Source organism: Halarcobacter sp., from assembly GCF_963675975.1.
Classification (GTDB): Bacteria; Campylobacterota; Campylobacteria; order Campylobacterales; family Arcobacteraceae; genus Halarcobacter.
Map to the genome: position 1 here is coordinate 2,339,081 of NZ_OY780939.1, position 23,411 is coordinate 2,362,491.

At 27.1% G+C, this 23,411-nt stretch carries 25 protein-coding genes; 8 read left to right on the forward strand and 17 right to left on the reverse strand.

The features are described 5' to 3' along the window. Complete coding sequence (locus ACKU3H_RS11485) at window positions 1-246, reverse strand: OadG family transporter subunit (RefSeq protein ID WP_320033999.1); 246 nt, start codon at window positions 244-246, stop codon at window positions 1-3. A 327-nt stretch (window positions 247-573) separates the two neighbouring features. Between ACKU3H_RS11485 and ACKU3H_RS11490 the strand changes: the two genes are divergently transcribed. After that, window positions 574-1,230, forward strand: coding sequence for a S24 family peptidase (locus ACKU3H_RS11490; RefSeq protein ID WP_320034000.1), 657 nt, complete (start codon window positions 574-576; stop codon window positions 1,228-1,230). A gap of 6 nt (window positions 1,231-1,236) precedes the next feature. Here ACKU3H_RS11490 and ACKU3H_RS11495 read toward each other — a convergent pair whose 3' ends face one another. The 5 genes from ACKU3H_RS11495 to mobB are packed head-to-tail and all read right to left on the reverse strand — an operon-like array spanning window position 1,237 to window position 5,744. Further along, window positions 1,237-2,232 carry a peptidoglycan synthetase gene (locus tag ACKU3H_RS11495; RefSeq protein ID WP_320034001.1) on the reverse strand — a complete coding sequence of 332 codons (996 nt, stop codon included), beginning with the start codon at window positions 2,230-2,232 and terminating at the stop codon, window positions 1,237-1,239. Continuing rightward, entirely contained in the window at window positions 2,232-4,187 is a 1,956-nt protein-coding gene (gene metG, locus ACKU3H_RS11500; RefSeq protein ID WP_320034002.1) for a methionine--tRNA ligase, read from the reverse strand. The genes ACKU3H_RS11495 and metG overlap by 1 nt, the downstream gene beginning before the upstream one ends. Window positions 4,188-4,202: 15 nt before the next feature. Further along, window positions 4,203-4,403, reverse strand: coding sequence for a hypothetical protein (locus ACKU3H_RS11505; RefSeq protein WP_320034003.1), 201 nt, complete (start codon window positions 4,401-4,403; stop codon window positions 4,203-4,205). Continuing rightward, window positions 4,393-5,241: a class 1 fructose-bisphosphatase gene (locus ACKU3H_RS11510; RefSeq protein WP_320034004.1), complete on the reverse strand. Its 849-nt coding sequence runs from the start codon at window positions 5,239-5,241 to the stop codon at window positions 4,393-4,395. The genes ACKU3H_RS11505 and ACKU3H_RS11510 overlap by 11 nt, the downstream gene beginning before the upstream one ends. After that, window positions 5,241-5,744, reverse strand: a complete 504-nt coding sequence (mobB, locus tag ACKU3H_RS11515) for a molybdopterin-guanine dinucleotide biosynthesis protein B (protein ID WP_320034005.1) — start codon at window positions 5,742-5,744, stop codon at window positions 5,241-5,243. Before mobB ends, ACKU3H_RS11510 begins: the two co-directional genes overlap by 1 nt. 78 nt (window positions 5,745-5,822) lie before the next feature. Here mobB and ACKU3H_RS11520 point away from each other — a divergent pair, with 78 nt between their 5' ends. Beyond that, entirely contained in the window at window positions 5,823-6,311 is a 489-nt protein-coding gene (locus ACKU3H_RS11520) for a hypothetical protein (RefSeq protein ID WP_320034006.1), read from the forward strand. On the opposite strand, the gene ACKU3H_RS11525 is transcribed toward ACKU3H_RS11520, so the two are convergent. The 6 genes from ACKU3H_RS11525 to bamA form a co-directional block, all read right to left on the reverse strand. After that, a complete protein-coding gene (locus tag ACKU3H_RS11525; protein ID WP_320034007.1) occupies window positions 6,292-7,746 on the reverse strand; it encodes a transglycosylase SLT domain-containing protein in 1,455 nt (484 codons plus the stop codon). The two genes, ACKU3H_RS11520 and ACKU3H_RS11525, sit on opposite strands and share 20 nt — an antisense overlap. A 12-nt stretch (window positions 7,747-7,758) precedes the next feature. After that, complete coding sequence (locus ACKU3H_RS11530; protein ID WP_320034008.1) at window positions 7,759-8,037, reverse strand: YggT family protein; 279 nt, start codon at window positions 8,035-8,037, stop codon at window positions 7,759-7,761. Beyond that, complete coding sequence (gene gltX, locus ACKU3H_RS11535) at window positions 8,034-9,299, reverse strand: glutamate--tRNA ligase (protein WP_320034009.1); 1,266 nt, start codon at window positions 9,297-9,299, stop codon at window positions 8,034-8,036. The genes ACKU3H_RS11530 and gltX overlap by 4 nt, the downstream gene beginning before the upstream one ends. A gap of 1 nt (window position 9,300) precedes the next feature. Further along, window positions 9,301-10,539, reverse strand: coding sequence for a pitrilysin family protein (locus tag ACKU3H_RS11540; protein ID WP_320034010.1), 1,239 nt, complete (start codon window positions 10,537-10,539; stop codon window positions 9,301-9,303). 64 nt (window positions 10,540-10,603) lie between these two features. Continuing rightward, on the reverse strand, window positions 10,604-11,674 hold the full coding sequence (locus ACKU3H_RS11545) for a dehypoxanthine futalosine cyclase (RefSeq protein WP_320034011.1): 1,071 nt from the start codon (window positions 11,672-11,674) through the stop codon (window positions 10,604-10,606). Next, the gene (gene bamA, locus ACKU3H_RS11550; protein ID WP_320034012.1) at window positions 11,674-13,926 is read right to left on the reverse strand and encodes an outer membrane protein assembly factor BamA; all 2,253 of its coding nucleotides are present in this window, start codon (window positions 13,924-13,926) and stop codon (window positions 11,674-11,676) included. The genes ACKU3H_RS11545 and bamA overlap by 1 nt, the downstream gene beginning before the upstream one ends. A 107-nt stretch (window positions 13,927-14,033) precedes the next feature. Between bamA and ACKU3H_RS11555 the strand changes: the two genes are divergently transcribed. Beyond that, a complete protein-coding gene (locus tag ACKU3H_RS11555) occupies window positions 14,034-14,864 on the forward strand; it encodes a prephenate dehydrogenase (protein ID WP_320034013.1) in 831 nt (276 codons plus the stop codon). An 8-nt stretch (window positions 14,865-14,872) separates the two neighbouring features. On the opposite strand, the gene folP is transcribed toward ACKU3H_RS11555, so the two are convergent. From folP to ACKU3H_RS11580, 5 genes are read right to left on the reverse strand one after another with little or no spacing between them, the layout of a single operon-like run. After that, window positions 14,873-15,679 (reverse strand): dihydropteroate synthase, encoded by an 807-nt coding sequence (folP, locus tag ACKU3H_RS11560; protein WP_320034014.1) that lies wholly within the window; start codon window positions 15,677-15,679, stop codon window positions 14,873-14,875. Further along, entirely contained in the window at window positions 15,680-16,312 is a 633-nt protein-coding gene (locus tag ACKU3H_RS11565) for a DNA polymerase III subunit delta' (protein ID WP_320034015.1), read from the reverse strand. Between the two features lie 19 nt (window positions 16,313-16,331). After that, a complete protein-coding gene (locus ACKU3H_RS11570; protein WP_320034016.1) occupies window positions 16,332-16,883 on the reverse strand; it encodes a HobA family DNA replication regulator in 552 nt (183 codons plus the stop codon). Window positions 16,884-16,892: 9 nt separating this feature from the next. Beyond that, on the reverse strand, window positions 16,893-18,104 hold the full coding sequence (locus ACKU3H_RS11575; RefSeq protein WP_320034017.1) for an aspartate kinase: 1,212 nt from the start codon (window positions 18,102-18,104) through the stop codon (window positions 16,893-16,895). A gap of 4 nt (window positions 18,105-18,108) precedes the next feature. Then, window positions 18,109-18,606 (reverse strand): RNA pyrophosphohydrolase, encoded by a 498-nt coding sequence (locus tag ACKU3H_RS11580; RefSeq protein WP_320034018.1) that lies wholly within the window; start codon window positions 18,604-18,606, stop codon window positions 18,109-18,111. A 55-nt stretch (window positions 18,607-18,661) separates the two neighbouring features. On the opposite strand from ACKU3H_RS11580, the gene hemW reads away from it, so the two are divergent. The 5 genes from hemW to ACKU3H_RS11605 are packed head-to-tail and all read left to right on the forward strand — an operon-like array spanning window position 18,662 to window position 23,409. After that, window positions 18,662-19,729: a radical SAM family heme chaperone HemW gene (hemW, locus tag ACKU3H_RS11585; protein ID WP_320034019.1), complete on the forward strand. Its 1,068-nt coding sequence runs from the start codon at window positions 18,662-18,664 to the stop codon at window positions 19,727-19,729. Between the two features lie 44 nt (window positions 19,730-19,773). Beyond that, complete coding sequence (gene prmC, locus ACKU3H_RS11590) at window positions 19,774-20,598, forward strand: peptide chain release factor N(5)-glutamine methyltransferase (RefSeq protein WP_320034020.1); 825 nt, start codon at window positions 19,774-19,776, stop codon at window positions 20,596-20,598. Window positions 20,599-20,607: 9 nt separating this feature from the next. Further along, complete coding sequence (locus ACKU3H_RS11595; RefSeq protein ID WP_320034021.1) at window positions 20,608-22,575, forward strand: M3 family metallopeptidase; 1,968 nt, start codon at window positions 20,608-20,610, stop codon at window positions 22,573-22,575. 54 nt (window positions 22,576-22,629) lie between these two features. After that, on the forward strand, window positions 22,630-23,124 hold the full coding sequence (locus ACKU3H_RS11600) for a hypothetical protein (protein ID WP_320034022.1): 495 nt from the start codon (window positions 22,630-22,632) through the stop codon (window positions 23,122-23,124). Between the two features lie 3 nt (window positions 23,125-23,127). Continuing rightward, window positions 23,128-23,409: a hypothetical protein gene (locus tag ACKU3H_RS11605; RefSeq protein ID WP_320034023.1), complete on the forward strand. Its 282-nt coding sequence runs from the start codon at window positions 23,128-23,130 to the stop codon at window positions 23,407-23,409. Window positions 23,410-23,411: the final 2 nt, after the last annotated feature.

Consider the following 23,411-nt stretch of genomic DNA (forward strand, 5'->3'; position numbering starts at 1 on the left):
TTAACCTTTTAGATTTTTGTGATGTTGTACAGCAGCTACAATAGCGGCCATTTTTGCAGTGTTGTTGTTAGTTGAAGTTGTTGTAGTTTGTGGTTTTTTTGGTTCTACTTTCTTTTCAGGAAAATACTTTCCGATTATCTTAGCTTGTAATTTAAGAGCGTAGACCATGACTATAAGAAAAGTGAATACAATTCCCATACCTAAGACCATAAACTTGAATGCTTCAGCAATTAAGTTTGTTTCCATATTACTCCCCGTGGTTACCACCGTGAATTTGTAATCGTATTGTATATTAAATAAGCTTTAGTAAAATTTATATGTTAATTAATTTTCAGTAAATTTAATAATTTAATGTAAAAATAATGTCAAAATAATAATTATAATATTTTGTTACCACATAATAACAAAAAGTTATCCATTTTATACAAAATTTTCATTAAACCATTTGCTGCTTTTTCAATTTTTTGTGACATTTTTAGTTCCTTATAACTAATTTTTGAAAATTTTATACTTTTTTTTAAAAACTATTGAAAAATATTGCAAATTGTAATATAATTACAAAAAGGAGATAAAATGCTTGTTGTAAATGAAATAATTGAGAAGCTAAAAGATATTTTAAGTAAAGATGGCAAATTAGGAAAAGTTTTTGATAAAGATGTTGCCACTGCATTAGATTTAAGTCAAGTGAATTTCGCAACTATGAAAAACAGAGGCAAGATTCCTTATTCAAATATTTTAGATTTCTGTGCAAAAAAGAAAATATCAATTAATTGGCTGCTGTATAATCAAAATCCTGGTTCACTTGTTGATTCAACTGATAAATATTGGATTAGATATTATCCAGAAGTTAATGTTAGTGCAGGTGGGGGTGCTTATGAAGCTGAAGATTCATATGAAAGTTTAGAAGTACCACCATATTTTATAAATATGTTAGGTGGAAAAGAAAATCTTAAAAACATAGATGCTATTAATGTTGTTGGAGATTCTATGGAGCCCACATTAAATAGTGATAATATAATATTTATTGATAAAACTAAAAATGACTTAGCAAGAGATGGAATCTATGCCTTTACAACAACACACGGATTATTTGTAAAAAGAATTCAAAGAAGAATAGATGGAAAATATGATGTAATATCTGATAATAGAGATTACCCAATACAAATATTAGATAAAAATGAAATTTATGTAGTGGGTAAAGTTGTTAGCTCTTTTGGTATGATTTATTAAAAGTCTTTATATTAAAGAGGGTTCAATATTTTGTTTAGATACTTGGTCATTTAGTTCATCATAACTTACACCAATAAAATATACAGCATTAAATGAAACCTTCTTTAAATACTCTTTAATCTCATCTAATGAATTAATAAAAGTGTAATCAATATCTTTATTATCATCAATCTCATTTGTTGTAAGGTATAAAATTTTTGCATATTTATATTTGTTTTTTAAATACTTAACCTCTTTTTCAATTAGCTCTTCATTGTCTTGAGCAATTAAAAACTTATCTGTTCTACCATAATCTGTATGATTAATCAATTTATCAACAAAAATTGGTTTTAAGCAATTAAATTTTTTTAATTTGTTTAAATCCCCGTCAAATCCTAAAAAACTATATACGTCTAAAAACTCTTTTATATATAAGCTTGAGAGTTTTACTTTTGAAAAATATCTTTCTTTGTAACTAAAAGTTGTTTCAAAAATTGAATGTTCTATTAAGTTGTTAATCTCATAATCTTTTGTATTAAATTTAAAATTTACAGGATATATATCCTCTAAGGTTTTTTGACTTGAACATATTAATGTATCATTTTCTTCTAAGTCATCTAATATTTTAAAAAACTTTGATAAATTTTTTGGTACTAATTTTATATTAGTATGTACTGTTGGTTTTTTAAGTATTTTAAATAACTCAAAAGATACATCATTACAATAAAAGGCAGTAAGCCTTTTTGTTGAAAGTTGATATCTTATTAGTTTTTTTATAGTATCTTCTATAGATTTAACTTGAATCCAAGCTATTTCATTATCTATAATCTCATATTCTTCATCAACGATTATTGCAAATGCACCATTTTTTACAGCAAATGTGATGTCCTCATCATTTTGTACAATAAAAAGGTCTCCCTCTTTTACTTTTTTTGCATTAGTCTTGATAGAATAAATAAATGAGATTGATGGTCGATTTAATAATCTCCCATCAATAATATCAATAATAGATGAAATTTGCACTAGCTTATTTTTGTTCCAGATTTTTTCGATTTTTCTGGTCTAATTAAACATAAACCATCTTCATCTTTTGCAGCCATTAACATACCTTCACTAAGCATTCCCATTAGTTTTGCAGGTTTTAAGTTTGCTACAACACAAGCTTGTGTTCCTATTAAATCTTCAGGAGAATAAAACTCTTTTATACCTGCTAATATTTGTCTATTTCTTTCTTCACCTAAATCAACTTGTAGTTTTAGAAGTTTTTTTGATTTTGGTACTTCTTCTGCTTCAACTATAGTTCCAACTTTTAGTGTTGTTTCGAAAAATTGATCAATAGTAATTAGATTATCAGGCTCTTCCTCTTTTTCAACTTTTTTAGAAGATTTAGTTTCTGCTTCGGTTTTTGAAACATCAGTAGGTTTAGCTTGCTCTAATAATATATCTTCAATTCTTGGGAACAATTGCTCAACTTTTGTAATAACTGTTTCAGAGATTAACTCTTTATTTAAAATAAGTTTATTATATGTTTGAGTATCAATATTTATTCCAAGAGAATTTGCAATTTTTCCTATTTTTTCTGGCATAACTGAATCTAAAAGTAGGGCAACTTTAGCCATAATATTAGTGATTAAAGCAACTAATGCCATAGCTTCATCTTCTTTACCTTCTTTCATTTTTGCCCAAGGCTCATAATCACCAATAGCTTTATTTGCAATTGTTAAAACTTTCCAAATATCTTCTAAATATCTATTTAATTGCATATTGTAAATATATTTTTCTACATCAGCTAATATTTCATTAACTTCATCAAGTTCTTTTTTATGGAATTTTTCTACATCTTTAGAATCTATTTTATAATCAAAATATTTTCCACTCATTCCTGAAATTCTATTAAGTAAGTTACCTAAATCATTTCCAAGGTCTGAGTTTATTCTATCTATAAGAGCTTTTTGAGAAAAGTCACCATCTTGTCCAAATGGAACCTCTCTTAACATAAAGTATCTAAATGCATCTAAACCATAAGCATCTGCAACCTCTTTAGGATTAACAACATTTCCTTTTGATTTAGACATCTTTTCACCATCTCTTGTCCACCAACCGTGAGCTGCAATATGTTGTGGTAAAGGTAAATCTAAAGACATTAAAAACGCTGGCCAATAAATAGAGTGGAATCTTAAAATATCTTTTCCAACTAACTGAATTTTTGCAGGCCAAAACTCCATATTCTCTTCATCTTTTCCATAACCAAGAGCTGTGATATAGTTTAATAAAGCATCAAGCCAAACATACATTACATGGTTTGGTTCATTAATAGAATCTGGTAATTTTACACCCCAGTCAAAAGATGTTCTAGATATAGATAAATCTCTTAGTCCACCTTTTACAAAATTAACTATCTCATTTTTCTTTGATCTTGGTAATATACAGTCTTCGTTCTCTTCATACCATTTTAAAAGTTTATCTTCATAAGCTGATAATTTAAAAAAGAAACTCTCTTCTTTTACAATATTAGTTGGTTTACCACAGTCTGGGCAAAACTCTTCATCAACTAATTGTTTTTCAGTAAAAAAAGTCTCACAAGATACACAATAATACCCTTCATATTCACCTTTATAAATATCACCTTTGTTGTACATAGTTTCAAATGCTTTTTGAACACCTAATTTATGTTCTTCATCTGTAGTTCTAATAAATTTATCATAAGTAATATCAAAATCATCCCAAAGCTGTCTAAACTTACCTGAAACTTCATCTGCATACTCTTTAGCAGTTTTTCCTCTAGCTTCAGCACTTTGTGCAATCTTTTGACCATGTTCATCAGTACCTGTTAAAAAAAATGTTTTCTCTCCTGTTAGTCTTGAATATCTAGCTAACATATCAGCAATAATCGTTGTATAAGCGTGCCCAATATGTGCAACATCATTTACATAATAAATTGGAGTTGTGATATAAACATTTTTAGAACTATTTTCCATATAATTACCTTTTAATTAAAATTCAAATCCACCGCCAGAACCTTTGTTCATAGATTCATAAACGGCTAAAATATATTTTTTTCTAAGTTCACATTCAAAAAACTTTTCGCATGGAGTGCATGAACTTAAACTATTTGATTGTTGACACCCTTTTAACTCTTCAAGAACAACTTCTAATTTTTGTTCCCATTCATCTAATTCTTGATTAGTTTGCATATTCTTTATATACTTCTTCTACTTTTGTAATCTCTTCTTTTGAACCAAAGAAACAAGGTGTTGTATCATGAATATGTGAAGTTTTAACTTCTAAAACTCTTTTAAAACCATCAGTAGCAGCTCCACCTGCGAATTCGTATGTTAAAGCAAAAGGGAAAACTTCAAAAAGTTGTCTTAATTTTCCATTTGGTTTATCTGTAGTTCCAGGATAAGAGAAAAGTCCACCACCTTTTAATAAAATTTGATGTAAGTCTGGAACCATACCACCTGAGTATCTTAAATAATATCCTTCATCAAACATATCATTTAATAGTTTTCTATGATGACTAGGCCAACACATTTGTGTAGAACCTGTAGCATTTAATGTTCCTTTTTCATTTAATGTTATATCTTGAATATATTTAAACTCACCATCATGTAGTCTGTACATTTTAACGCAATTATCTGCTGCAACAACCATCTCAATTCTAGGTCCAAATACAACATAAACTGCTGCAATGATATTTTGTGCATTAAATTCATTTTTATAAATACCATAAATTGAGCCAACTGAAAGGTTAACATCTACTAAAGAAGAACCATCTAAAGGATCATAAGCTATTAAATATTCACCATTTTTATGTAAAGAAACAATAGATTCTTGTTCTTCACTTACAATCTCTTTTATTGTAGGGATTTCTGAAAATATCTTTTCTATAATAACATCACTAGCAATATCAAGCTTTAACTGAGTGTCACCAGTTGAATTTTCATTTTCACTTTTACTTGTGTCACCTTTATCAATAACTTTTTTTATCTCAATACTAGCTGTTTTAATTGCTTCTAAAATCTCTTTCATTATACTCTCTTTGCATTATTTTCAATCCAAGTAATGATCTCTTCTGGATTATTTAAGTTTAATTTATCAATATTTGATGGTATTTGGTTCTCATCAATTGTTTCATCAAATGCAATAGCATTTGTAACAGAAAAATAGTTTTCATCTAATTGATTTCTAAATACAGAAATTCGAGGAAGTGGTAGATTTTTTAACCCTTCAACAAGTAAATAATCAAATTCTCCTAAAAGCTCAATTATTTCATCAATAGAAGAACTATCTTGCTTAAATAGTGTTGTTCTTGTAGGACTTACTATTGCAACATCTGCACCAGTTTTAGAAAACTTATCACTATCTTTTCCTGGTACATCAAAAGTTGCTTTATCTTTTGGGTCATGTTTAACAATAGATACCTTAAATCCACTTTTTTGTAAAATTTCCGATACTTTTACTACTAAAGTTGTTTTTCCACTATTAGATGGTCCACTAAATGCAATTGCTAACTTTTTATATTCCTTCTTCATAAGGGTGATTTTATCCAAACCATGGTTAAAGTAACTTTAGTGTAGAATTTCATTTATCAATTATTTGGAGTCATTATAATGAATAAATATTATTTACTTTTACCTGTTTTTTTATTAATAATATTATCAGGTTGTAGTGAAAAAACATCCCTTGAATATTTTACAGAAAATCCAGAAAATGCATTATCTGTACAATATACAAAAAAAAGAGATATTCTCCACAAAAACGAAGTAAAAGCAATGATATTTGCTACATACTTAAATAAAATATCTGCAAAATATAAAAGTGAAAAACTAAATAGTTTTATTATTGGAATTCATTATGCAGATGTTGATAATAATGATTTAATAGAAAATCGTTTTTTACTTACATTAAACGAAAAGAGACCATTAAGTTTAGTTAAACTAAAAAAAGATTCTGAATTTTTAGAATATATATCTTTAAAAAATAGATGGGCATCTTATTATCTAGTACATTTTAAAAATATTGAAGATAAAACAAAAAAATTAAATTTAAAATTAACCCATCCAGTGTGGGGAAGTACAACTATAAAGTTTCTAAAATAGTATTTATAGTTACTTTCTTTTTTTCTTCTGATAGTTTATTATAATATAGCACATACCAAAGAATAAAACTCTCTTTATTTTTTATATCCAATAGTTCAAAATTTAGATAAGAACTCAAAGGATGATTTAAATTGTAAGATTTAATTTTAGCTACTTGATCATTCATATTATTATAAGTAAGGAAACTTTTGAATATTTTATCCTTATCAAAATTTAAACTATCTAGATATATATTCATATAATCAATATTTTTTTCTAGTGTAAAAAAACTATTAATATCATAAGATAAACTGTTTTGTATAGTAATCTTTTTAATTAAATCTGGATTTAATTGAAATATTCCAACATCATATTGCTTTGAAATTTTATCTTCATCAAAGTTTGATTCAACTTTTGCAAAGGTATAAAGTAGGGCTATTCTTTCAAGTGAATATTTACTTTTAAGCTTATCAAATTGATCAATTTTTATAATATCTAAAGTTGAAAAATCTATTTCATTTTTAAGTAATTCATTTGAATAATATGAATAAAAATTAAAATCCTTACTTATTGATAAATTTTTTAATATATTTTTATCTTTTGTAATTAGATATATCCAAAAATCTATTTTATCAATAAAAAATTTAATTTCTGTTTTAGCTCTAGCCTTTAAAAGATATTCATAAGCCTTATTATAATCTTTTAAAACAATTGAGTTAAATGCAAAATAAAACAATGACTCATTATCTAACCTATCAATATCTTCTAAATCATTAAATGTTGTTTGTAAAAAATTTAAATTTGGATTTGTTAATGAAATTTTTATTAACTCTTTAAATTTAGTATTCTTATCTATTTTTTTCAATGTTCTTTTTGGTATTTTATAATTAAAATAATTTTCTCTAAATTTAGTATCAACACCTAAAAATATATCATAAAAAAGGTTTTCATTTTGTACAATCAACTTAGTAAAAGGGATTGGAGAAGCTAACACTTTAATTTTTTTTGTAAATAGTGGATATTTATCTTCTACTTTTTTAATAACTGTATTAAGCTCTAAAGAGTTAAGTTTTGATGCTTTTTCTAGTGTTAAACCATTTACTATACAATCAGAATAACTATCTACAAGTAACTTGTAATCCATTTTCATACATTGGGCAACAGCCCTTGTCTCATCATGATTAAATTTATCAGAAAAATTAAAAAATAATTTATTATTCATATTATCAATTAAACTCAATACCCCAAAAGCTTCATTACTAGAAATATCAGTTTTTAAATACTCATTAATATAAAAATCTCTTTTTAAACCTTTTTTCATATTAGATATATAATTAAAACTTAATTCGTTAGTTGGAAGCTCATTAATAGCTGTTTCTTGTAAAGATGAAGGTTGAGTAACATCATTAGCACATAAAAAATGTGCTAAAAATAATGATAATAGAGTTTTTTTCATTTTTTAAACTAATTACATTCCCATAAAAAGTCTTCCTAAAAATGTTTCTAGGAAAATTAATGCAAAAATAACTATTAAAGGTGCTAAATCCATTCCTCCAACAACTGTAGGAATAAATCTTCTCACAAAAGCATATGCTGGTTCTGTTAATCTATATAACATTTGAACAATTGGATTATAAGGATCTGGTCTAACCCAAGATAATAAAGCTGAAATAATAATCACCCACTTGTAAAGTGAGATTACAGCTAAAATAACTGTAAAAACCGAACCTAAAAATGCATCTATCATTTTACGATTTCTCCTAAATAATTTTTTATTAATGGATAAATATCAGAAATATCTGGTCCATTTTCTCTTCCTGTTAAAATATATATTAATGGATTAATATATTCATCTTTTGATAAATTAGTTTCTTGAGATATATAAGCTTCAAAAGAATCTAAAGTATCAAAATAAGGGGCTTTTTTAATACAAGCTTTTAATTTATCAAACTTCTCTTGATTTTTGTCATATGTAGTTTTAGATGAAAATATTTTTTCGATATTTGTTTTAATCTCATTTATTGTACTTACTTCTGATAAAAAAAGTTTAGCAAGTTTACCAATATCTGTATCTGCAAAACCTAATATTTTTGAAAGTCTCATCTCATCTATAAGTTCAAGATGTTTTTTATTTAAAAGCTTTAATTCTTCTAAATCAAAAGTAACACTTTGTGTTGGAAAAGTATTTATACCAAACCACTCTAAAGCCTCTTCTAACTCAAATACCTCTTTTGAAGGCTTAGTTCCAAGAGATAAAAGATAATTTGCTATTGCACTTGGTAAAAAACCATCTGCAATCAAATCTTTTACTAAAACATCATTTTCAATTTTTGGTAGATGTATATATTTAATCTCTTTATCATAATTTAAAGATTCTCTTAAATATATTTGTCTTGGTGTATCAGGGACAAATTTTTCATCTCTTATAATTGTAGAGATATCATAAAGCATATCATCAATGGCACAAGCATAATTATATGTAGGCATTTTGTCATGTGTTAAAATTCTAAAATAATCTACTTCAAAAGGTTTAAATTTGATTTCACCCTTTAATTCATCATTAAAACTTATACTCTCTTCTGGTTTTTTAATTCTAACGGTAAAAGCAGCATTACAATTTAATACTGTTTCGTCAGATAAAGTTTCACAAAACCCATCATAACTGTATATTTTACCTTTCTCTTTTGCTTTTTGTTTTAATTCTTCTATTTTTTCATCTGAACAAAAACATGCAAAAGCTTTTTTTTGAGACATTAATTGCATTGCAAGTTTCTGATAATATTTCAAATTTTCACTTTGATAAATTATACTTGCATATTCAATTGAAAAAAGATTGATTAAATCAATAAGCTCTTTATCTTTCCCTTCAATACTATTTTCTTTATCAATATCTTCAATTCTAAGAATCAGCTCTTCACCAGTTTTTTTTGATAACATATAGTTGTATAAAGCAATTCTTAGGTTAGAAACACTTAAATCTTTTGTTGTACTTACAGCAAATCTTAACAATCTATTTCCTTACTATCGAGAATGATAATTTATTTATCTCTTTATGCGATTTAATATATGTATTTAAATCTTCTAATTTAAGTTTTTCAATCTTTTCCAACTCTTTTTTATTATGGTTTTGATCTAAGCCTTTATAAAAAAGTGTAAAAGCTCTATTTAGTCTTTGAGAAAGAGTTTCTGTTCTTAAAGGTTCACTACCTAATAAAAACTTTTTAGCAGAATCTAACTCTTCTTGCGTTACACCATTTTTAACAAACTCTTCAACTAAAGATTGAACTAAATTTTTTGCTTCATCTGCACTTTCAAGTTTTGTTTGTAAGTATCCAGTAAAATAAGAATAAGATTTATTAATAGAAACATAACCATAAGCAGAATAAGCTAATCCTCTTTTTACTCTAATCTCTTCCATTAGTCTAGACCCAAAACCACTTCCACCTAATATAAAAGATGCAACTTTTGCCATATAAGTATCTTTATCTTTTACATTAACCTCAAAAGGGCTACCAAAATAGATATATGCTTGTTGAGTGTCTTTTAGAATCTCTTTTGTAAGAGGTTTTGCTGAAGTTTTAATCTCAATATCTTTATTTTTATTTTCAGCATTTAAAACTTTAATACTTTTTTTGATTTTTGCAATAATCTCTTCATATTCAAAATCACCACCAACTACAATTATTAGATTATTTAAATCTAAATTGCTTTTTAGTTGCTTTTTAACATCTTCAAGTTTTATTTTTGAAATAGTCTCAATAGTACCAGAAGAAGGGTTTTCTAAAGGTGTGTTTTTAAATATAATTTTATTTAAATTGTTAGATGCAACATAATCAAAATCATTTTCTTTTCTTTTTAATGAACCTGTTTGAATAGTTTTAATCTTTTCTAAAACATCATTACTATAATTTGGATCTTTTAATAAATCACTTAATAGATTTAAACCTTTTTCGTGTACATCTTTTAAAGAAGATAACTCAATAACAAATGTCTCAAAACCATTACTCGTATGTAAAGAGATTGCAGAATTTTCCAATTTTTCTGCAAATTTAATACTTCCTAATTTTTTTGTACCTTCATTAAGTAGTTTTGCACTAATTGAAGTAAGTCCACTATGTTTTTTATCTTGCATATACCCTGAGTTTGTAAAAACTAATTGTAAATTTAATATTGGTAATGATTTTTCTTGTTCAAAAACAACAGGAACATCAATACCTTTTATATTTATATGCTTTATTATAGCACCCATCATAATTCCTTGTAAAAATAAAAGTATTAGTATTAGTTTAGAGATTCTATTTTTCATGAGAAAATTAGAACCTCTCTAAGATTTCATAAGCAGTATTTCTTTTTGCAGGATTTTCATCTACATCTTTAATCAATTGTATCATCTCATCTTGATTCATACAATTAGTTGCGCCAGCTGCTGCTACAACATTCTCTTCCATCATTGTACTTCCTAAATCGTTTGCACCAAATTTAAGTGCCATTTGACCAATATAACTTCCTTGAGTCACCCAAGAACTTTGTATATTAGGAAAATTATCTAAATATAATCTTGATACTGCAAGCAATCTTAAATATCTATTTGAAGATTGTGGTTTTAAATCTGGAATCTCTTCTTTTAGTTTTGTGTTTGCACTTTGAAATGACCACATAATAAAGGCTCTAAATCCACCTGTTTCATCTTGTAGTTTTCTTATTCTTTCCCAATGTTCAACTATCTCTTCATCAGTTTCAACTGTACCAAACATCATTGTTGCAGTTGTTTTCATTCCAATTGAATGAGCTAATTTATGAACCTCAATCCATTCATCACTATCAATTTTTCTTGGTGCAATTACATCTCTTACTCTATCAGATAAAATTTCAGCTCCAGCTCCTGGAATTGAACTTAAACCTTTTGCTTGTAATCTTTGTAAAACTTCAAGTTTAGAGATTTTTGAAACTTTTGCAATATAACAAATCTCAATTGCAGAAAAAGAGTGTAGGGTGATTTGTGGAAATTTAGTGTGAATATGTTCAACTAAATCTTCATAATAGTCTATTTTAAGTTTTGGATGAACTCCACCTTGCATAAGAATTTGAGTTCCACCTATTGCAAGAAGTTCTTCTATTTTTTTATCAATCTCTTCATAAGTTAATACATAAGCATCACCATCTTTTCCATGACGATAAAATGCACAAAACTTACAATCAACCCAACATACATTTGTATAATTGATATTTCTATCTACAACGAACGTTGTTACACCTTTTGGATGCAACTGTTTTTTCTTCGCAGTTGCATATTTACCTAACTCAACTAAAGAAGCATTTTTGATTAAATCAAGGGCTTCTTCATTTGTTATTCTTCTATTAACTATATCTATTTTTTTTACCATTAGAAAGTTGACCCCAATGCAAATTCAAATGATGAAGTATCATCACCTGGTTCATCATCAATTGGTTGAGCAAAAATTAACTGTAAAGGACCAAAAGGAGAAACCCATTCAAATAGTGCTCCTGTACTTGATCTTTTTATATCAGTAAAACTGTCTTCACCAATCATACCATAATCATAAAACAATCCCCATCTCATGTTTGCGTCAGGGATTAAAGGCATACTAAATTCAACTGAAGTTGCTGCCATTCTTTTATAAGGTTCCTCTGCTATACCATTATCATTATCTGGACCAAATGCATATGATTTAAATCCTCTTAATGATTTTGTACCACCTAAATATAAAGAGTCACCTTGATTTATTTGACCATTATCTACTAATAAGTTTACTTGTGCTTTATATCTTAATACAACATCCCAATTAAATCTATCTTCAAGAGAATAGAAATATTTAAAAGATGATGAACTCTTAATATATTCTGAATCCCCACCAAGTCCAGCAATCTCAAGTGATGTATTTGCTCTAAAACCAGAAGTAGGGAAATAGTAGTCATTTGTATTATCAAAACTCAAGTAAGGTGTAATAGAACTTGTAACATAATCTGTATCTTTATATCTTTGACTTACAGGTATATGGTTATATAAATAAGAATATTCATAATTCTCTTTAATAAAATCTAATCTATATCTTGCACCAACTTTTAAGTTTCTAATTACCTCTTTACCTAAACCAATAGAGAAACCTTTTACATCTTTATCCAAGTCATAAGCATCATTATTAATCTCATCTGTTTTATTATGAATATCGATATCACCATTATACTCACTATCTCTAATTGCTGGATTTATTAACTTAACAGCTAAATCTGATTCTTTATCTGATAATTCAGCTGAAATAGATAATCCTAATCCTGAACCAAAAATATTTCTTTCATTTAAAGATGCATTAATCATTATTCCATCGTAAGAACCATATCCCCCACCTAAAATAATATTTCCTGTAGGAGCTTCTTTTACTTTTACAACTAAATCCATTTGATCTTTTGAAACTCTTTTTTGTTCAATCCTAACATCTTCAAAATAACCAACTCTTTTTAGTTTATTTTGAGTATCAGTAAAATCTGTTTGAGAAAAAAGATCCCCTGGAGCTAAATATACATTTCTTCTAATAACTCTATCTAAAGTTCTACTATTTCCTGTAATTTTAACATCCCTAACATATACTTTTTCACCAGGAACAACATTAAAAACAATATCAACAGTACCATTTTTTTCATCTTTTTTTACATCATAATTAATTTTTGCAAAAGCATAACCTAAGTCTGCAATTTTAGTTCGTATAAAATCTGAGTCTCTTCTAAGTTTTTTTATATTAAAAACTCTATCTTCTTTTAATTTTAAATCTGAATATAAAAATTTTGCTTTTACTATGTCAGATTTAATATATATCTTAATCTTATTAACAGTATATTGTATACCTTCATCAATATAAAAATCTAAATCTGCTTGATTTGAAGCAAAATCTACTTCTAAAAAAGGATCTTCAACTTTTGCATCAATATACCCATTTTCTAAATATAATTCTTGAATTCTTTTTCCATCATATTGTAATTGATCTGCTTTTAACTCACCATCATTTTGAGTAAAAAACCATGAAGCGAACTCTTCTTCTTTATTTGCAGTTACTTTTTCAAACTTTCCTGTACTTAAACTTTTTGCACCAAAATAGTTAACTTTTTTTATAACTATTTCATCACCTTTATTTACATTAAAAGTTATAGAAACAGCATTTTCATTTAAATTTTCAATTTCAACTTCTACTACAGAGTTGATATAACCTTCTTTTTCTAACTCTCTTAACAACTCTTCTTTAGCTTTTTTAATTTTTTCAGTCGAATACATCGTACCTTTACTAAGGCCAATTTGTTTTTTTAAAATTTCAAGATCAGTTTCTCTTGACTTGTATCCAAAAATATCAACATTTGCTACAGAAGGTTTTTCTTTAAAAAAAAACTTTAATACACCATTATCATTACTTACTGAAATATCTTCAAAATATCCATATTTATAAAAATCTTTTACAGCTTGATTTATTTTTGCTAAACTAATCTCTTCATCTTCGTTAAGATTAAAAGTTTCTTTTGCAACAGTAGGAGATATCTTTGTTAAATTAATATACTCTACAGACTTAATTCCTTCAGCATTCAAAATTGTTGCGAAGGCTATTGATAATAAGATACTCTTCTTTTTCACAGTAATCCTTAAACTTATTATTTCAAACGTAGAATATATCTAAATAAACTTTATAGGATGGTTAAGATATAATCACCTTTCAAAACAAAATTGTAAAGGTTATAAAATTGAATATAGGTATTATTGGATTAGGTCTAATGGGAGGTTCATTAGCAAAAGCATTAAAAAAATATTTTATTGCAAAAAAAATCTATGGTTATGCAAGAAGTGAAAAATCAAAAAAAGAGATTGAAGAATTAAATTTAGTAGATGAATTAGTAGATATAAAAACATTAAAAGAAAAGTGTGATTTGATTATTTTAGCAATTCCAGTAGATAATATAATCTCTGTTCTTCCTGAATTAGAGGATATAAACAAAAATACAACTATTATGGATTTAGGCTCAACTAAAGAGTTTATTATTGAAAATATCCCTGCATCTATTAGAAAAAATTTTATTGCAGCACACCCTATGACAGGAACTGAAAAATCTGGACCAAAAGCAGCCATTGATGATTTATATGAGGGTAAAACTGTTGTTCTTTGTAACTTAGAAGATAATGAAAATCTTCATGTAAATAGAGCATTTAGAATATTCCAAGAAATTGGTATGAGAATTGTAGTAATGGATGCAAATGAACATGATATTCATGCTTGTTATATGTCTCACTTACCCCATGCAATATCTTTTTCTTTGGCAAATACAGTAATGAACTCTGAAGATCCAAAATCTATTATTGCTCTTGCAGCTGGGGGATTTAAAGATATGAGTAGGGTGGCTAAATCAAGTCCTGATATGTGGACAGATATTTTTAAACAAAATAAAAAGAATCTTTTAGATTCAATGGATGAGTTTGCAGCACAAATGAAAAAAGTTAGAGATATGATAGAAGAAGATAATTACTCAGATATGAAAGAGTGGATGAAAAAAGCAAATAGCTTACATGAGATACTTTAAAGTATCTCTTAGCTATTTATATTTTTTATAGCTTCTTGAACTTTTATTGCTTGATAATGCTCTTTTACATCATGACACCTGATAATTGAAGCACCATTAGTAATAGATTCTGAATGAATAGCTAAAGTCCCAGGTAATCTTTCTTCTATAGTTGAAGAAACAACCATATCAATCATAGATTTTCTACTAGCTCCAATTAGTAACTCATAGCCAAAATGTTTAAAATATTCTAAGTTTTTTAATAAAAGTAGGTTGTGTTCAAGGTTTTTACCAAAACCAATTCCAACGTCTAAAACAATATCATCAATACCAAAGCTTTTTGCTTTTTCTACTCTTTGTTTAAAAAAAGAATCTACTTCTTTAACAACATCTTCATAAGTAGGATTTAGCTGCATATCTTGTGGGTTACTTTGCATATGCATTATCACAACTTGGGCATTATATTCGGCACTTACTTTACAAACTTCGTCATTTGCTAAACCTGTAATATCATTTACAATTTTAAAACCACAATCTAATGCGTATCTTAAAACTTCTGGTTCATAAGAATCTAAAGAAAAAGTTGCTTTTTCAAAAAGTTTTTGTTGATAGATTAAATCTAAAATCGGTTTTAATCGTCTTAATTCCTCTTCTACACTTACAGCTTCACTTCCAGGCCTGCTTGAAACACCGCCTAAATCAATAATGTCAGCACCATCATTAATAAGTTTTTCTATATGTTCAATTGCACTTTTGTCTTGAAATCTACTTTTATAAAAAAATGAGTCTTCATTTGCATTTACAACACCCATAATTTTTGTTTTAAAAGTCTGCATCTATAACCTTTTTTTCCTGTTTAACAACATTAATAGTATTGAAGTTAAGATGTTAATTGGTCTAGAGTTTAATTCTAATAGTTTTATTGATTTTGAAAAAAGTTCAAGCTCTTTATGATTTAATTCAATCTTTTTTGAGTTTATTTTAAACATTATTGATTCAATTAAGATTTTAGCATCATTTTTAGTAATTCTTTGATTCTCTTTTAAGAAACTATATACATCTTTTAAATCAAGATTAACAATATCTAAATCTATCTCACTTCTAGTAGATTTTGATTTATAAAACTTATGAGGAATTCTTGAAAAGATTGTTGGCAAGATTGAAGATTTAGAATTAGTAATTATAATAAATACAATATTTCTTGGTGGTTCTTCTAAAACTTTTAATAATGAATTTTGTGCTTCACTTCTAAATGTTTTTCCAACTAAAAAAATATATTTTTTTTCATTAGATGAGATATAAGCCTCTTTTACTGCTGTATGAGCCTGAGCTAAAAGAAATTCATCTTTTTGTTCATTTCTAATTATTCTAACATTATGCTTGGAATAGTGAGGTAAAAGAGTATTTAAAGTTTCATCTAAATCACTAACTACTAAAATTTGAGAGGCTTCGATCTTTTTATCAATCATAAAATAGTTCTTTTACTTTTTAATTTTCAACATTGATTTCTGCAAATAGTGCTGCACTTAAAGTTTTATCATAAAGTCTATACATTTGCAAAAGTTTCATATCAAGAGCTTCATCTTTTGTTCTTAAATTAAAGGCATCTTGAATCTCTTCATCAAACATCCAAAGAAAAGAGTTTTTTGTGAATTTAGGCAATGTTGCTCTTACATCATTACTTTTTCCTATATACCAAAAACAATACCCATTAGGAAAAGAGATATTTAACATATCTTTTATAAAACTAATATCATCTTCAGTTTTTAAATCATCTAAATCTTTATAAAAAGATTTAAAATTATAAAATGGCAAAAAAGGTCTATTTTGCTTATTAGAATTTAAATTAGTCAAAATATATTTTAAAAACCAATCTCTCTCACTATCAGTTATAATTAATACTGAACAACCTTTTTCAAAAATATTAATTATTGATTTAGAAACTAAAGGTACCCATTCATATTTTTTTTCTTCAAGCCAAGGGGAGATAAGTCTATCTTCCCTTATAGTATCAACAGTCCAGTTTAAAAACTCTTGCACTAGGGATACCTACTTATCTAGATTATATGCATCGTGAAGAGATCTAACTGCTAACTCTGCATACTTTTCTTCTATAATCATAGAGATTTTTATTTCACTAGTTGAGATTATTCTTATATTGATGTTTTCTTTAGCTAAAGCACTAAAAGCTTTTGAAGCAACACCAGTATGAGACTTCATTCCAACACCAACAATTGAAACTTTACAAATAGTATCATTGTAATCTATTTTTTCAGCTTCTTCTTTAAAAGTAGCCATTACATCTTTACAAATTTCCCAATCTGTTCTAGGGATTGTGAAGTCTAAATCTGTTTTTCCATCTGCACCTCTTGTTTGCACAATCATGTCAACATTTATATTTGCATCTGCAAGGGCAGTAAAAATTGTTGAAGCAATTCCTGGTCTATCAATAACTCCATACATTCCAACTCTAATTTGGTTTCTATCTAATGCAATACCACTTACAACTGGTTTTTCCATAATATTCTCTTCCTTAGTTATTAGCGTACCTTCAACTTCTGGCGTAAAGCTGCTTCTTGATACTAAATTTACATTTAATTTTTTCGCCATTTCAACAGATCTGTTTTGTAAAACTTTTGCACCTAAACTAGCAAGTTCTAACATCTCATCATATGAAATTTTATCAAGTTTTTTTGCTTTTGGTTCAATTCTTGGATCTGTAGTATAAATACCGTCAACATCTGTATATATTTCACAAACATCAGCTTCTATTGCTCCTGCAATTGCAACTGCTGTTAGATCAGAACCACCTCTACCTAATGTTGAAACTCTATTTGTATTTTCTGTCACACCTTGAAAACCTGCAACAATAATAATTTTACCTTCAGCTATTGCATTTTTCATGTTTGTAGTATCTATTAATTCAATTCTTGCTTTTGTGTGTGCACTATCAGTTACTATTCCAGCTTCTCTTCCACTCATTGAAGTAGCTTTATAACCTTGTTCATTTAAAGCAATAGAAAGTAAAGCAGATGTAACTCTCTCACCTGAACTTAATAACATATCTATTTCACATGGTTTTGGATTTTTTGAAAAACTCTCTGCATATTCTATAAGTTTGTTTGTTTCACCACTCATAGCAGAAACAACTGCAATTACATCATGTCCTTCATTTTTTATTTTTTTAATGATTTCCGCAACATTTTGTATTCTTTCAAGTGTACCAACACTTGTTCCTCCAAATTTTAAAACTTTTAACATTTTCTTAAATATAACCTTCTTTTTTAAAATATTTTAATACCTGTTTATATACTGTTCTTTTAAAAAAAGTAATATAATCATATATCTTGTTAGTTGGAACAAATTTATATTCACTAAATTCAGGTATTTCAGTGTTAATATTTATCTTTGCACCTTTTTTTAACTTAACCAAATAATACTTTTGTATCTGTCCATCAAATGGATACATTTTTTTTGCAATAGATGGAGGAAAGTCATAACTAACCCATTTAGGATATTCAGCAATAATCTCTATCTCTCTAGTTCCAATCTCTTCTTCTAATTCTCTAAAAAGAGCTTGTCTAGAGTTTTCTCCTTCATCTATTCCACCTTGTGGAAATTGCCAAGCATTTTCCACATCAGTTCTTGATGCAATAAAAACTTCACATTTTTCAGGATATTTAGCTGATAATACAATTGCTGCAACATTTGGTCGATAATTCTTCTTATCTTTTTCTAGTTCTTCATTTTTTTTATCAGTCATAAATAATAATTCCCTTATAATTAGCCAAAAATTATAATAAAATTAGGATTAAAAATTGCTTTTATATATACATATTCCATTTTGTGATAGTAAATGCCATTATTGCGCATTTAACTCATATACAGATAGATTTCATTTAAAAAAAGAGTATATGAATGCATTAAAAAAACAATTAAAATTTGAATTAAATCAAAAATTAAACAATAATGAAAAACTAGAAACCATATTTATTGGAGGTGGAACTCCAAGCACAGTAAAAGTAGAAGAGTATGTAGATGTTTTTCAAATATTAGAAAAATTTATAGATAAAAATACAGAAATCACAACTGAGTGTAATCCCAATTCTGGAACAACTAAATGGCTACAAGGTATGAAAGATTTAGGTGTAAATAGAGTTAGTTTTGGAGTACAAAGTTTTGATGACAAAAAGTTAAGATTCTTAAATCGGGCACATAATAGTAAAGGGGCTATAAAAGCTATACAAAATGCAAAATGTATAGGTTTTAATAGTATTAACTGTGATATAATTTACGGTGTAGAGGGTGATAGCTTTGAGTCAATAAAAGATGATTTTAATACACTAAAAAGCTTAGATATACAACATATAAGTGCTTACTCTTTAACACTTGAAGAGGGTACAAAATTCTTTAATAAAAGTGAAGTTAAAATTGATGATGAAGAGTTGTCTTATAAGTTTTTTGAATACTTAAACAAGATTGGATTTAAGCAATATGAGATATCAAATTTTGCTTTAGATGACAAGTTTGAGTCAAAACATAACTATGGATATTGGCAACATAAAAACTATTTAGGTGTTGGAGCTGGTGCGGTTGGTTTTGTAACAAATAAAAGATTTTATACAAAAAAAGGTTTAGAAGAGTATATACAAAACCCTATTGAGTATGAAGATATTGAAGAGTTAAACCAAGAAGATATTATAGTAGAGAAAGTTTTACTAGGATTGAGATGTAAAAATGGTTTTGATTCTACTATATTAAATGAACTACAAAATAAAAAAGTTGATGAGTTAGTTGAACTAAAAAAACTAACAAAAAATGGCAACAAAATCTACAACAACAACTATTTATTAGCAGATGAACTTGCTCTTTATATATTAGAGTAAAGATAAATTTAAATATAATGTACTATTAAAAGGTAAAATCATATATGACAATAAAAGAAACAGTTAGAAAATATTCACAAAAATTAAAATATGTTACACATATTCCTGCAAAAGAGGTAGAGATTTTAATCTGCCATTTACTAGAAAAAAACAACATCTGGCTACATATTAACTATAACTCAGCTTTTGAAAAAGAAAAAGAGTTAGAAAAATTAGTTAATAAAAGAGCAACAAATTATCCCCTTGAATACATTATTAATAAGGCTTCATTTTATGGAGAGTCTTTTATTACAAAAGAGGGGGTTTTGATACCTAGACCAGAAACTGAACTTTTAGTTGATAATGCAATTGAAATTTTAAAGAATAGAAATTGCAAAACAAAAGTGCTAGAGATTGGTACAGGTTCAGGGATTATATCAGTGATGTTGGCTTTATTGATTGAAGATATTGAGATAATTGCAGTTGATATCAATGAAAAAGCTCTAGAATTAGCAAAACAAAATGCGATAAAACATAATGTAAGCGAAAAAATAGAGTTTAGATATAGTAACTTATATGAAAATGTAAATGAAGATGATATATTTATGACTATTTCAAATCCTCCATATGTTGCAAATGATTACAAACTTCCAGATAATGTTAAGTTTGAACCTTCAAATGCATTGTTTGGTGGAAATGTTGGTGATGAACTTTTAAAAGATATAATAGACACTACATATAAAAGAGATATTAAATACCTTTTATGTGAAATGGGTTATGATCAAAAACAACCTTTAGAAAACTACTTTAAATCTTTTGATATTAAAAACTACGAGTTTTATAAGGATTATGAAAAGTTTGATAGAGGATTTACAATACAATTTAATTAAGGAGTAAAAATGTTTAATGAATTTAATTTAGAAAATTTAGAAAATAGTAAAGTTGAATTAGAACAACTTTTAAATGATAGTAAAAAGAAAATTGACGAACTATTAAATATAGAAAATAAAACATACGAAAATTTTGTAAAACCATATGAAATGATAGGGGAGGGGATAAATGATTTCTTAACTCCAATCTTTCATATTGATTCTGTAAAAAATTCAGAAATAACGCAAAAAGTTTACGAAGAGTGTCTTCCTTTGATCTCAGACTATGAAACTGAGATAAGTCAAAATGATAATATTTATAGATCTTTAAAAGATATACAAGATAAGAGTTATACAACTTTAAATGATATACAAAAAAAAGTATTAGAAAATGAAATTAGAGACTTTAAATTAAGTGGTTGTCATCTTGATGAAAAAAATAAGAAAAGACTAAAAGAGTTAAATTTAAAACTAAGTGAGCTTTCTCATAAGTTTTCTCAAAATCTTTTAAACGCTACAAACTCTTTTGAAATGATAGTTAATGATTATGAAGATGTAAAAGAGATACCAAAATCTGATTTAGAATTAGCAAAATTTGAAGAGGATGGAAAAACAAAATATAAGTTTACTTTACAAATGCCTTCATATATTGCATATATTACTTATGGTTCAAACAGAGAAAAAAGAGAAGAGATATACAAAGCATATTGTACAAGAGCACCTGAAAATGGAAAAATTATAGAAGAGATTCTTACTTTAAAAGATGAAAAAGTAAAAATCTTAGGTTTTGATAACTATGCTTCATATTCATTAGCTACAAAAATGGCAAAAGATGAATCAGAGGTTGTTACATTTTTAGAAGAACTTGCTAAAAAAGGTAAAAATAGGGCACTTGAAGAACTTGATGAGATAAAAGAGTTTGCTAAAAAAGATGGTTTAGAAGACCTAAAAAGTTATGACCTATCTTATTATAGTGAGAAACTTAAAAAAGAGAAATACGATTTAGATGAAGAGTATTATAGACCATTTTTTGAGCAAAATTCTGTATTAAATGGATTTTTTAACTTTTTATATGAAGTATTTAATATTAAATTCACAAAAACAGATGCAAAAGCTTGGGATGACAAGGTTCAAGTATATAATATAAGTGAAAATGACAAAACTATTGCAAGAATATTTATCGACTTAGAAGCTAGAAAAGACAAAAGAGGTGGAGCTTGGATGAACAACTGGCACTCTTATTATATAAATGATAAGGGGGAAGAACAGTTACCCACAGCTTATATTGTATGCAATTTCCCACCTTCAAGTGAAAACACAGTATCACTTTTAAGACACTCTGATGTTGTTACACTTTTCCATGAAATGGGTCATGCCCTACACCACCTATTAAGTAAAGTTCCAGAAGCAATGGTAAGTGGTATTTCTGGTGTTGCATGGGATGTTGTTGAGTTTCCATCACAATTTTTGGAGTATTTTTCTTACGACAAAGAAGTATTAAAACTATTTGCAAAACACTATGAAACAGGGGAAATATTAAGTGATGAGGCTATTGATAGAATTATCAAAGCTAAAAACTTCCAATCTTCTTTAGCAATGTTAAGACAAGTGGAATTTGCGCTATTTGATTTTGAATTGCATCAAAAACTTTATAAATCAGAAGATGAAGTTCAAGCTTTATTGGATTCTATAAGAGAGAAATATGCCGTTGTTAAGCCACCAAAATATAACAAGTTTCAAAATGGATTCTCTCACATATTTGCAGGTGGATATGCAGCAGGTTATTACTCATACAAATGGGCTGAAGTATTAAGTGCAGATGCATTTTATATGTTTATTGATTCGGGAAAAGTATTAAATAAAGAGATAGCTGTTAGATATAAAGATATAGTTTTAAAAAATGGTGGATCAAAAAATATGGATGAATTGTTCTTCGAATTTGCAAATAGAGAGCCAAGTGTTGATTCTTTATTAAAAATTGATGGAATTATTAGCTAATTTTTGTAATAATATTGTCTTTAATAAATATGATAAAATATAAGGATTAGATTCATGACAAATGCTGAAACTATCGCAAAACTAAATGAAGCACTAGAAAAATTAATAAAAGGTTATGAAGAGCTACAAAACTCTTATGATGCACTAGAAAATGAAAATGACAAACTAAATAATGAAATTTCAAATTTAAAAGAAAAGATATCAGTTTTAGAAACAGACAAAAGAGAACTTGAAGATAATGTAAATGTATTACAAGATAGTACAGAAAAAGATTCAAGTAACATAAACTCAATGCTTAGTAAAATTGAAGGTTTATTAAGTAAAAAAACACATCCAGCTGCACCAACTTATCCAAAAGGAAAGGATAATGCAGATAATGAGAAAAAAACTAACTCACAACAAGCAGATGATGAGGAAATAAAAGATGTGAGGCAAAGCTTAGAAGAGATAGTCGTTGAAAGCAAGGAGGAAAACTCAAATTCTTCCTCCTCTGAAAATAAAATTGATTTAAATAGGATGGCATCTTTATTAAACGGTTTCAATAATTAGTAGATGGTTTTACATTTAAATTCTAGCTCCTTATATTCAACTTTTGGAGTAGATTCATTTCATACTTTAGATGATGCCATAAACAACATGGCACCATCTATGGTAGAATATTACTTATCTGACTTGTCAGATGGCAATGATGATGCTTATTTAAATAAAAGAAATATACAAAATAGTATAAATATTGGAGAATACTCTATATATTTAGATTATGATGATGAAGTATATTTAGAAATTGAAGATACAAAAAGTGAAGATGACTATGAGACAGGTTCACTCTGGTAGAA

Bases quoted from the DNA above. Each gene is read 5' to 3' on its own strand.
- ACKU3H_RS11485 (WP_320033999.1), bottom strand. From the start codon at position 246: ATGGAAACAAACTTAATTGCTGAAGCATTCAAGTTTATGGTCTTAGGT.
- ACKU3H_RS11490 (WP_320034000.1), top strand. From the start codon at position 574: ATGCTTGTTGTAAATGAAATAATTGAGAAGCTAAAAGATATTTTAAGT.
- metG (WP_320034002.1), bottom strand. From the start codon at position 4,187: ATGGAAAATAGTTCTAAAAATGTTTATATCACAACTCCAATTTATTAT.
- ACKU3H_RS11505 (WP_320034003.1), bottom strand. From the start codon at position 4,403: ATGCAAACTAATCAAGAATTAGATGAATGGGAACAAAAATTAGAAGTT.
- ACKU3H_RS11510 (WP_320034004.1), bottom strand. From the start codon at position 5,241: ATGAAAGAGATTTTAGAAGCAATTAAAACAGCTAGTATTGAGATAAAA.
- mobB (WP_320034005.1), bottom strand. From the start codon at position 5,744: ATGAAGAAGGAATATAAAAAGTTAGCAATTGCATTTAGTGGACCATCT.
- ACKU3H_RS11520 (WP_320034006.1), top strand. From the start codon at position 5,823: ATGAATAAATATTATTTACTTTTACCTGTTTTTTTATTAATAATATTA.
- ACKU3H_RS11525 (WP_320034007.1), bottom strand. From the start codon at position 7,746: ATGAAAAAAACTCTATTATCATTATTTTTAGCACATTTTTTATGTGCT.
- ACKU3H_RS11530 (WP_320034008.1), bottom strand. From the start codon at position 8,037: ATGATAGATGCATTTTTAGGTTCGGTTTTTACAGTTATTTTAGCTGTA.
- ACKU3H_RS11540 (WP_320034010.1), bottom strand. From the start codon at position 10,539: ATGGGTGCTATAATAAAGCATATAAATATAAAAGGTATTGATGTTCCT.
- ACKU3H_RS11545 (WP_320034011.1), bottom strand. From the start codon at position 11,674: ATGGTAAAAAAAATAGATATAGTTAATAGAAGAATAACAAATGAAGAA.
- folP (WP_320034014.1), bottom strand. From the start codon at position 15,679: ATGCAGACTTTTAAAACAAAAATTATGGGTGTTGTAAATGCAAATGAA.
- ACKU3H_RS11565 (WP_320034015.1), bottom strand. From the start codon at position 16,312: ATGATTGATAAAAAGATCGAAGCCTCTCAAATTTTAGTAGTTAGTGAT.
- ACKU3H_RS11575 (WP_320034017.1), bottom strand. From the start codon at position 18,104: ATGTTAAAAGTTTTAAAATTTGGAGGAACAAGTGTTGGTACACTTGAA.
- ACKU3H_RS11580 (WP_320034018.1), bottom strand. From the start codon at position 18,606: ATGACTGATAAAAAAAATGAAGAACTAGAAAAAGATAAGAAGAATTAT.
- prmC (WP_320034020.1), top strand. From the start codon at position 19,774: ATGACAATAAAAGAAACAGTTAGAAAATATTCACAAAAATTAAAATAT.
- ACKU3H_RS11595 (WP_320034021.1), top strand. From the start codon at position 20,608: ATGTTTAATGAATTTAATTTAGAAAATTTAGAAAATAGTAAAGTTGAA.
- ACKU3H_RS11600 (WP_320034022.1), top strand. From the start codon at position 22,630: ATGACAAATGCTGAAACTATCGCAAAACTAAATGAAGCACTAGAAAAA.
- ACKU3H_RS11605 (WP_320034023.1), top strand. From the start codon at position 23,128: ATGGTTTTACATTTAAATTCTAGCTCCTTATATTCAACTTTTGGAGTA.